General features: G+C 44.5%; 6 protein-coding genes. 3 read left to right on the forward strand and 3 right to left on the reverse strand.

Going from position 1 to position 8,760, the window contains the following annotated elements; genetic code table 11:
- Window positions 1-981: tyrosine-type recombinase/integrase (locus JWF83_RS13615; protein WP_413650812.1), on the forward strand; the 981-nt coding region annotated here is incomplete at its 5' end.
- Between the two features lie 776 nt (window positions 982-1,757).
- Entirely contained in the window at window positions 1,758-2,996 is a 1,239-nt protein-coding gene (locus tag JWF83_RS13620) for an IS110 family transposase (protein WP_413650814.1), read from the forward strand.
- 98 nt (window positions 2,997-3,094) lie between these two features.
- Here JWF83_RS13620 and JWF83_RS13625 read toward each other — a convergent pair whose 3' ends face one another.
- From JWF83_RS13625 to JWF83_RS13635, 3 genes are all read right to left on the reverse strand, one after another.
- On the reverse strand, window positions 3,095-4,003 hold the full coding sequence (locus JWF83_RS13625) for an SIR2 family protein (protein ID WP_413650816.1): 909 nt from the start codon (window positions 4,001-4,003) through the stop codon (window positions 3,095-3,097).
- A gap of 393 nt (window positions 4,004-4,396) precedes the next feature.
- Window positions 4,397-6,079 carry an ATP-binding protein gene (locus JWF83_RS13630; protein ID WP_413650818.1) on the reverse strand — a complete coding sequence of 561 codons (1,683 nt, stop codon included), beginning with the start codon at window positions 6,077-6,079 and terminating at the stop codon, window positions 4,397-4,399.
- A gap of 16 nt (window positions 6,080-6,095) precedes the next feature.
- Window positions 6,096-7,307: a DUF4297 family anti-phage-associated protein gene (locus tag JWF83_RS13635; protein ID WP_413650819.1), complete on the reverse strand. Its 1,212-nt coding sequence runs from the start codon at window positions 7,305-7,307 to the stop codon at window positions 6,096-6,098.
- Window positions 7,308-7,751: 444 nt separating this feature from the next.
- Between JWF83_RS13635 and JWF83_RS13640 the strand changes: the two genes are divergently transcribed.
- Complete coding sequence (locus JWF83_RS13640) at window positions 7,752-8,741, forward strand: IS110 family transposase (protein WP_413647956.1); 990 nt, start codon at window positions 7,752-7,754, stop codon at window positions 8,739-8,741.
- Window positions 8,742-8,760 lie beyond the last annotated feature (19 nt).

An 8,760-nucleotide genomic window follows, 5' to 3' on the forward strand; every position in this document is an offset into this window, starting at 1 on the left:
TTTCAGTCAGTGGCGCTTAACTGGCACAGAAGCAACAGGACCTGGTCTGAAAACCATTCAGCCCGCCTGCTTGCCAGCATGAGCAATCATATTTTCCCGGTCATTGGGCATATTGCCGTAACAGAGCTGAAAACCCGCCATTTCATCGACCTGCTGAAAGGCATTGAGCAGAAAGGTCTGCTGGAAGTGGCATCCCGCACCCGGCAGCACATATGCAGCATCATGCGCCATGCAGTGCACCTTGGGCTGACTGAAAACAACCCTGCAGCGAACCTGGGTGGCATTACTGCGCCTCCGCGTAAACGCCACTACCCTGCCCTTCCGCTGGAGCAACTGCCGGAACTGCTGACCCGCATAAACGACTACAGCAGGGGACGTGTATTAACCCGGCTGGCAGTATTGCTTACCCTGCATCTGTTTATCCGTTCCAGCGAACTGCGCTTCGCACGCTGGGCTGAGTTTGATTTCAGCAACAAAATCTGGACCATCCCTGCCCGTCGCAAAGCCATCCCTGGCGTCCGCTACTCGGAGCGCGGGGCGAAAATGCGCACGCCACATATTGTTCCCCTTTCCCGTCAGGCTCTCTCTTTTCTGAAACAGATAAGAACAATATCCGGTCAGCAGGAGTTACTGTTACCGTGCGATCATAATCCCTTTAAACCCATGAGTGAAAATACCGTTAATAATGCGCTGCGTGTGATGGGCTATAACACGAAAGATGAAATCTGCGGCCACGGATTCAGGGCAATGGCCTGTAGTGCATTAATGGAGTCTGGTCTGTGGTCACAGGATGCCGTTGAGCGCCAGATGAGTCATCAGGAACGTAACAGCGTGCGGGCAGCGTACACCCATAAAGCGGAATATCTCGATGCGCGAAAAGCGATGATGCAGTGGTGGTCAGATTATCTGGATTTAAACCGGGAAATGTATGTAGCGCCGTATGTTTATGCACAGCAGCTCAGGGGTTCTGTAACCGTCTGAAAGATAGTCAGCTGAAAAAAAGCAGATCCCGGATAAAAGGGTCTGCTTTTCGTATGACTGAAATTTAACCTTGTTCTCCGGCAAATTCTCACCCAACGCCCGGGTTTAATGCCAGTTGCATAACTGAAGCGGGGTTATCAGCGCTGTATACCTGATCCTGCACAATTTCGTGCGTGGCAATGTCCGGGGTGCACATATCCTCAGGCAATTCCCCCTCAGGGATAAAGCCGCCTCAGTGATGACTCGTACCGGGTTCAGAACGATTCGCGCCCGGTCGCAGATACCCGCCATGCTTACCAGTACGTTATCGCCGTCACGCGGCAGTTACGCTTCGGGGTTCTTATTAAGAAACGTTACTTCACGACCGGCAGACTGAATTGCAACGGATAGTCCAGGCACATCGGAGCCGTGGAAAATACAGGACGGGAACGTCTACCGGGGCGGGAGCTGTCCCGCCTAACCCTGAAGCAAAAACGTCATTAGCGTTCATGCTGAACCTAATGGCTTCACTAATAAGTAGCAACCAGCGTCAGGTCCGCTCTGAGCGAGGTATAGTCATTCGCACCCTGAGAATTACACTTTGAAGTGATTCAGGGTATGCGCTTACTGGTTACGAATATTGAGCGAGAATCATGCGATGATCGCCGCTTTTCTTTCGAGCCAGTAGGTGCTCCACGTTCGCTAACGAATACTCAGGGCATGCAGATAAACTGCTGGCTATATTTCTTTCGAAGAGCGTGGAATGCATACCAATCCCCGATAAAAAGGAGTTGGTGATGACTGTGACTAATCAGTTTGCTGCTCATATTGGCCTCGACTGGGCAGATAAAAAGCACGATGTCTGCGTTCAGTTTAACAATGGTGAACGAGTCTTCCATGTCATTGAACATACGCCAGAAGCACTTGATACCTGGCTTACTGAGTTACACCAGAAGGTAAAAGGCAGAATCGCAATAGCTCTCGAACTGAAGAAGGGCCCCGTGGTATATGCTCTTCAAAAATATCCCTTTATCACCGTTTTCCCCGTCCACGCTTTGTCCCTGGCTCGTTACCGGCAAGCCTTCTCGCCCAGCGGCGCTAAAGATGATCCGCAGGATGCCGAGCTGGCATTAGAGTTAATGCTGCGTTACCCCCAGAAGGTAAAAGCCATTGAACCCGACCATGCGGATATTCGGTTACTCCAGCAATTAGTTGAGCAGCGCCGACTGCTGGTCGAAGACAAGCGTCGCTTTGTAAATCGGCTCATCAACACACTTAAGCAGTATTACCCCCAGCCCCTGGAATGGTTCTCCCATCGGGACAGTTCACTGTTCTGCGAGCTAATCATTCGCTGGCCCAGCCTGCAACAACTCAAATGGGCTTGCAGCGATACTGTCCGTCATTTTATGAACGCTAAAGGTGGTCCTGCTGTTGCATATACCGAACAGCGGGTTGCAAGTATTGCCAGTGCTATTCCCCTGACCACAGATAAAAGTGTCATCGAGGCAAATGCATTGATGGCAACAACACTCGCATCTCAAATCAAACTGGCAGGCGACCTAATCAGAACCTACGACGAACGTATTGAATCCTTATTCGATACGCTTCCGGATGCAGAACTGTTCAAATCACTTCCTGGAATGGGACCGTGTATGGGCCCAAGGATGCTTGCCGCACTGGGTGATAACCGCGAGCGCTTCAACAGTGCCGAAGAAATTCAAGACTACGCTGGCATCGCGCCAGTAACCGAGCGAAGTGGTCAAAAATCCTGGGTACACTGGCGTTGGCAGTGCGCGAAGTTCGTCCGACAGACATTCGTGGAATGGACTGCGAAGACGGTTAACTCATCGTACTGGGCCAGACTTTATTACCAGGGCCAGCGAGAAAAAGGGAAATCGCATCAATCAGCGATTCGGGCTCTGGCATTTAAATGGATAAGGATCATTTACCGCTGTTGGAAGACCAAAACCCGGTACGACGAAGCAAAATACTTACTGGCACTGGAAGCGCGAAAGTCGCCCTTACTGAAGCCATAAAAAGCTTGTCGAATGTCTCAGGGCGTGAAGCGGACTAAATGCTTATCTCAGCGTTCAAAGAATATTTTTCTTTGACCGTTCTCTTTACAGAGAAAATATTATCTATTAGTTTTATTATGAATGTCATTGATTACATCGAGGTAATACTCTTTCTCCTTCCCTTTGAAGACTAATCCGAACCCATGATTAATTATAACTCCAACGCTTTTTAAAAGATCGATTTTTGGTTTGGAAGCAGGATCATCATAACAATAATGAGGAATGTAATATGTCACCTCATGTTGTAAGTTTATTTTCTTTGTAATTCTATTTCTTTCTCTGAATGTAAGCAACCACCAAAGATCAATCTCAACAAAATCCAAATTCAAGCCTAAGATGTATACACCCTTAGTAAAAAAATCATCGATCCAACTATTACCAACATCATTTATTTCCAACCGTTTTGTAAGCGGTTTGTTGAACGATTCATTGGAATACTTACTTCCGGTAGTTGTATAACCCCGCATGCTTTGCAAATAACCACTGTAATGCTCATAGCCAAGGATTATTGAGCTTGGGTTATTCAATGCTCCATGTATATGCCATATGTTTTTGTTTTTCACCTTGTGATGTCTAAAGATATTGTATTTACTTTCTTTTATTATACCTTCATTTTTTAAATCTTCAGGCCTGATGCCGTCATCCAGACAATATTCAAACGCCAAGTCATAGTTTGTTGTTAAAATGTTATTGCATTCTAATTCTATTATTTTTTGGTGGATTTCATTTGGCTTTATTGTATTTATCTTTGATGCAATGGAATCTTTTATTTGACTTTCTGAAAAGCCATTCATTTGCTTATTTGAAATATTAAAATAAATCTCTTCATAGGCTAGTGGAAATGGTTTTCCATGTGTGTCAATTTTGATTCCATATATTTCCCCTAGACTATTTAGCACATCAAACCAAGAGTTTCCATTTGTAATATTATTTATGCCATTTCCAATAAGAAGTGAATAATCGCGCATTACTATCCCTTTTTGTTAGATGCATTTCTTACACCCTACTACTGATATTACAACACTAGTCATTAACATGTTCGACACCGATACGTGTGATCTTACCCAGCAATAGTGGTGCTTTGCAAGTAGACCTGTAATCGAGTCCTCAAATCATATATCTTCCACGCATTCACTGCGACTAGGTAGACATTACTAACAGTATTCCGTGTGAATCAATGGGAAGTAGGTCAGAGGATACAGATCAGTAAGGTCTATCAGACATTTTACCACGTGAGAGTAGGACAAAGATGTTATTTGAATTAAAACTAGCCATCAGCACCTATACTTTGAGCCGATTCTGGACGAACCGACTCAAACTACAAACACATGGTATTCACTTGATAATAGAACATGTTACGATTATTTATACCACTCTGCCTTAATGGCAGCAAAATCCATCAATTTCCATTCCTCCTTCCAGAGTTGCCAATAAGGAATATCATTTGAAGATGGGGAATGAGTACATGGTTCAATTTGGACGATTGAGGGGAGTATTATAGATTCACCAACCAGTAATGCTTCCCCTTGACGGAACGATGTCATTTTATCGATCAAAGAACCGAGCGAGTCTGGAAGTAACTTTTTAACGTATCCTTGATCCGCCGGGTTGGTTAACCGCATCGCAATAAAGTTGCTGCACTGTGAAAAGATTGTTTCGGATATCTCGGATGGACGCTGACTTGCTAGCAGTAGCGTCACACCATATTTTCTACCCTCCTTTGCAATTCGCTCTATGGCCACTTTTGAAGAACGATATTTCGACAGATTACTATTAGGGACATATTTGTGTGCTTCTTCATAAACTAATAGAATCGGGATGTCATTATTGACTTTCTCATTAGGGTTTCTGGCACAACGCATACGCTTATATATGTAACCATATTCGAAGACGAGGCGTGAAATAAGGGATACTGTTATGCTCAAAACTTCGAACGGAACTCCACTTAGGTCAATAACGGTTACGTTCGACTCACTTTTCGAAGAGTATCCCAGCAGCTTTTGGAGGGTTTCTTCAAATGTAGTTTTCATGGATTTTTCACCAAGAAAGAAATTTAATCTACTATCATTAAGTTTATTTTCAAGTCGATTTACAAAGTTCGTCAATTTCCCATGGAGACTCCCCTGCGTATATTTTGGCTGTCCCGCTTTTTCTTTATTGCTTGACGCGTAAACTTCTCCAGTATCAATCATCTCTTCATTTTTTGCGATCGTGTACGCAAGGACTTCCCGAATATCGAACAGGATAGGAGTGTCGAGGTGGATATTTTGTTTTTCAGCATCTGAACCAGAGAATTTCGCAAGTCTGTCTTTTACTATGGCTTCTTTAAAAATATTTCTCTGGTTGTGATCATTGGCCTCAGTATCGAGGAAAAATTCTTCCAACTCTTCACTGTTCAGCATCCAATATGGTAAGGCTAAATTGGATATGTCAATGTGATTTGCAGATGGAAATGCTGATTTATACTCGGAGTGGATGTCGAAGATAATTACATGTGAATTATTTAGTGAGAAATCCCCTCCTTTTTCGGAGACAGCTTTCTGAATAATAGTCGCTAAAGTATGTGATTTTCCGGAACCAGTGGAACCGACAACTGCAATATGCTTATTAAAAAATTTATTTCCGTTGACGGGAACAGGAACACTGATGTTTGAGGCTAATGTAGCAAAACGGAAAGATACCTCTTTAGGAACCGAGTCTTCATAGATTTTCTTTATGTCAGCGATGGTTGCTGGCTGAACTTCTTTTGGCGGAATAGCTAGAGAATCACCACCACGCTCAAACTTACCATTTCTTAAGATGCCTAAAGGAAAAGCTTCAATGATGTGATCCCGCTTACCGTCAACGCTAACTGCAATCTGGAAGTTTTCAATGATTGCGATGAGGACTGCGTTTTCGTTGTCAGCAATTTTGACGTAAGAACCAACTTTCAATGATTCTTCCGCTATCTTAAAGTTTTCGAGGTCATCCACAACTATACGTACTTTATCTGGGAAAACGGCAATGACTTGGGCATTGATCTGTTCTTCTTGTCTGTGGTCCATTTTCATTTTCCTTCAACTAGATTATTGATTTAATGTCTGAAAGTTGTTCTATCTGAATTTTGACGTGTTGGACTGCTGGTTTGTCGTATTCAAAGAAGCTAGGGCCTATGTGAAATTGGTAAATACGCCGAGTTTTAGTAATAGTATCAATAGTATTTATAACGTTTTGAAGAGTATTCAGAACCTTAAGCTGGATACCATTACCATGCGTGGCTTTCAGCATAATCGATTGACAATTAAACTCAGCACCCTGGAAGTCGTGACCGTCAATGATCTTAAAACCTTCGATGCTGAGTTCATTTTTTAGTGCAAGTAACTCACTGTCTGGTACCCCTTGCACATAAATGTACGGACAGAACGGAGAAGGCTCTCGCTTCGACAATTTGGACCACTTCCGGGAAATCTCAAATAAAAGATTCTTGAGTTCGTATCGAACGTAAGAAGCCGCATTTAGCTCTACTAGAAAGAAACGTTCGAAAGGAGATATGTTCACTTCTGAGAAATACTCATTACGTAGGGCTGAAAAATGTGTTTTCTTTCCTTTCTTCTCTACGAACCATTCATTGAAGAGAATACTTGAAGTGTTAATCTTTTTCAGGAAATCGCCCTTGGTAATTGAGCGGTTTGCTTGATTAGCCTCTATTGAAAGCTCGCGTATGACAGCTAGAGAGTTATTGTAATAAAAGTATTCGGCTGAAAATGACTTAATATTAAATATTGATTTGAGAACATCGATCACTTCACGAAACTGTGTATCAAAATCCACTGCTCTGATGTTTATGGTTAACCGCTTCAGAAACTCTTCAAGATCTGCATCGGTAAGTTGTAAATCCTGATGATGATGGTAGGTGACTTTTTCTTTGGTGTAAGTAAGAAAATGCTTCTTTAGAAAATCAATGTCTATCTCTATATCTAATTTTTCTTGACCATACGCATAATGTCCGTAAATGGAGTACAACATCTTTTGCTTGGTACCTACCAGCGTTTCCTTGAAATGTGATAGCATATGCTTAATCGCATCTTTAATGACAGAGTGATTATATTCAGTCTTGGCGTAATACTTGCATTGTGTGGCAGTGACGTCAGTTGCAGTTCGAATATCAATGTCCTCAATGCATTCGATTTCAACAGATTCGTCTAAGGATGTTAATTTTAAGATGCTGAGAATAGTCAGATCAAATTGATAAAAATAACCTCGTATTGTATCAACTGCACTTCTGTCGGCCATGATATATCCAATAGTTATCGTTGATGTTTTTTTAATATTAACTCTCATGTTTGTCAGTATGTTACAATTAGATGCATAGTTCAATTTCTGGTCATGAAAAATTCCAGCAACTAGTGTTCTCGAATAAGCATCCCCATGAAAATCTTCGATAATTATACCTCTTAATATCCTACAGAGTGCTCTTCGTAGTCAGAAAATGAGAACCAGATAACATCAGTCTCATTGATTTACTCCCTTGTATCTTGTTTTCTGTGGTGGTTAGCTACCACTACATGAAACGGAGGCAGATTCAGGCTCCCCTTAAGGCTCTGACCTTCATTCGTAGCATAATCCCTCCGTTTCTCCTTTCACGCCAGCATCTACTCTGAACGGTAACCGGAAGCTCTGACTTCGTATGTACAAGGCAGGATGGCGTGATGGTTTATGTGAAAGGGAGACAACCTCATGATTTATCTCGGCGTTGATATCAGCAAACAAAAATTCGATGTCTGCCTGCTCCCCGAAGGCTCCTCGGGGAAAAAGAAAAGCAAAGTCTTTAAGAATGCACCCGGTGCTGACCGGGAGCTGAAGACCTGGCTGCTCCGGCAGAAGTGTGATCCCGCACAGGTGACCGTGGTTATGGAGGCGACCAGCGTTTATCACGAAAACCTCGCCTTTGCCCTTCATCACGACAGCACCGTAACCGTCTGTATGGCAAATCCGCAGCGGGTGCGCGAGTTCGCAAGAGGCATGGGTATCCTGACCAAAAATGACACCGTGGATGCTTTTGTTCTGGCCTGCTACGGTGAACTGAAACAGCCTGAACCCTGGGTTCCCCCCGCGCCGGAAGTCCGCAAACTGCGGGCACTGTTGCGCCGCCGGGACGCCCTGCAGGAGGATGTGCAGCGCACCCTCAACCGCCTGGAAAAGGCTCTCTCAACGCAGACGCCGCGCGAGGTGATAACATCCCTTAAGCGCACCCGCCAGTGGCTGCAGAAAGAGCTGGAGCGCATAGAGCAGCTTATCGCAGACCATATAAACAACCATCCCGGACTGAAAGAAGATCTCGACCTGCTGAAGTCGATAAAGTGCGTCAAGGATAAAACCGGCCAGATGATGCTGGCAGTTCTGCGCGCAGGAGAGTTCAGGAGCGCTTCGCAGGTGGCGGCGTATCTCGGTCTGGTCCCGGTGGAAAGGTCATCAGGAAGCTCGGTATGGCACAGGCCGCGGATGTCAAAGGCGGGGCCACCGGAAGTGCGTGCAAAGCTGTATGTGGCCGCGCTGAGCGCCATTCGTTATAACGCACAGGGCAAGGCGCTTTATGAGCGGCTGCTTGCCAGAGGCACCGCAAAAAAAGCGGCAGTGGGTGCGGTGATGAGGAAACTGGTGCATCTGTGCTACGGGGTACTGAAGACACGGCAGCCATGGGACGCAAACTATGCAGCTACCGCTTGACGTTCAAGACGGTAGCTAC

The sequence above is a fragment of the Pantoea sp. B65 genome (genome assembly GCF_047308185.1).
Lineage (GTDB): Bacteria > Pseudomonadota > Gammaproteobacteria > Enterobacterales > Enterobacteriaceae > Erwinia.

Coding starts and splice junctions, on each gene's coding strand:
- JWF83_RS13620 (WP_413650814.1), top strand. CDS start 1,758: ATGACTGTGACTAATCAGTTTGCTGCTCATATTGGCCTCGACTGGGCA.
- JWF83_RS13625 (WP_413650816.1), bottom strand. CDS start 4,003: ATGCGCGATTATTCACTTCTTATTGGAAATGGCATAAATAATATTACA.
- JWF83_RS13630 (WP_413650818.1), bottom strand. CDS start 6,079: ATGGACCACAGACAAGAAGAACAGATCAATGCCCAAGTCATTGCCGTT.
- JWF83_RS13635 (WP_413650819.1), bottom strand. CDS start 7,307: ATGGCCGACAGAAGTGCAGTTGATACAATACGAGGTTATTTTTATCAA.
- JWF83_RS13640 (WP_413647956.1), top strand. CDS start 7,752: ATGATTTATCTCGGCGTTGATATCAGCAAACAAAAATTCGATGTCTGC.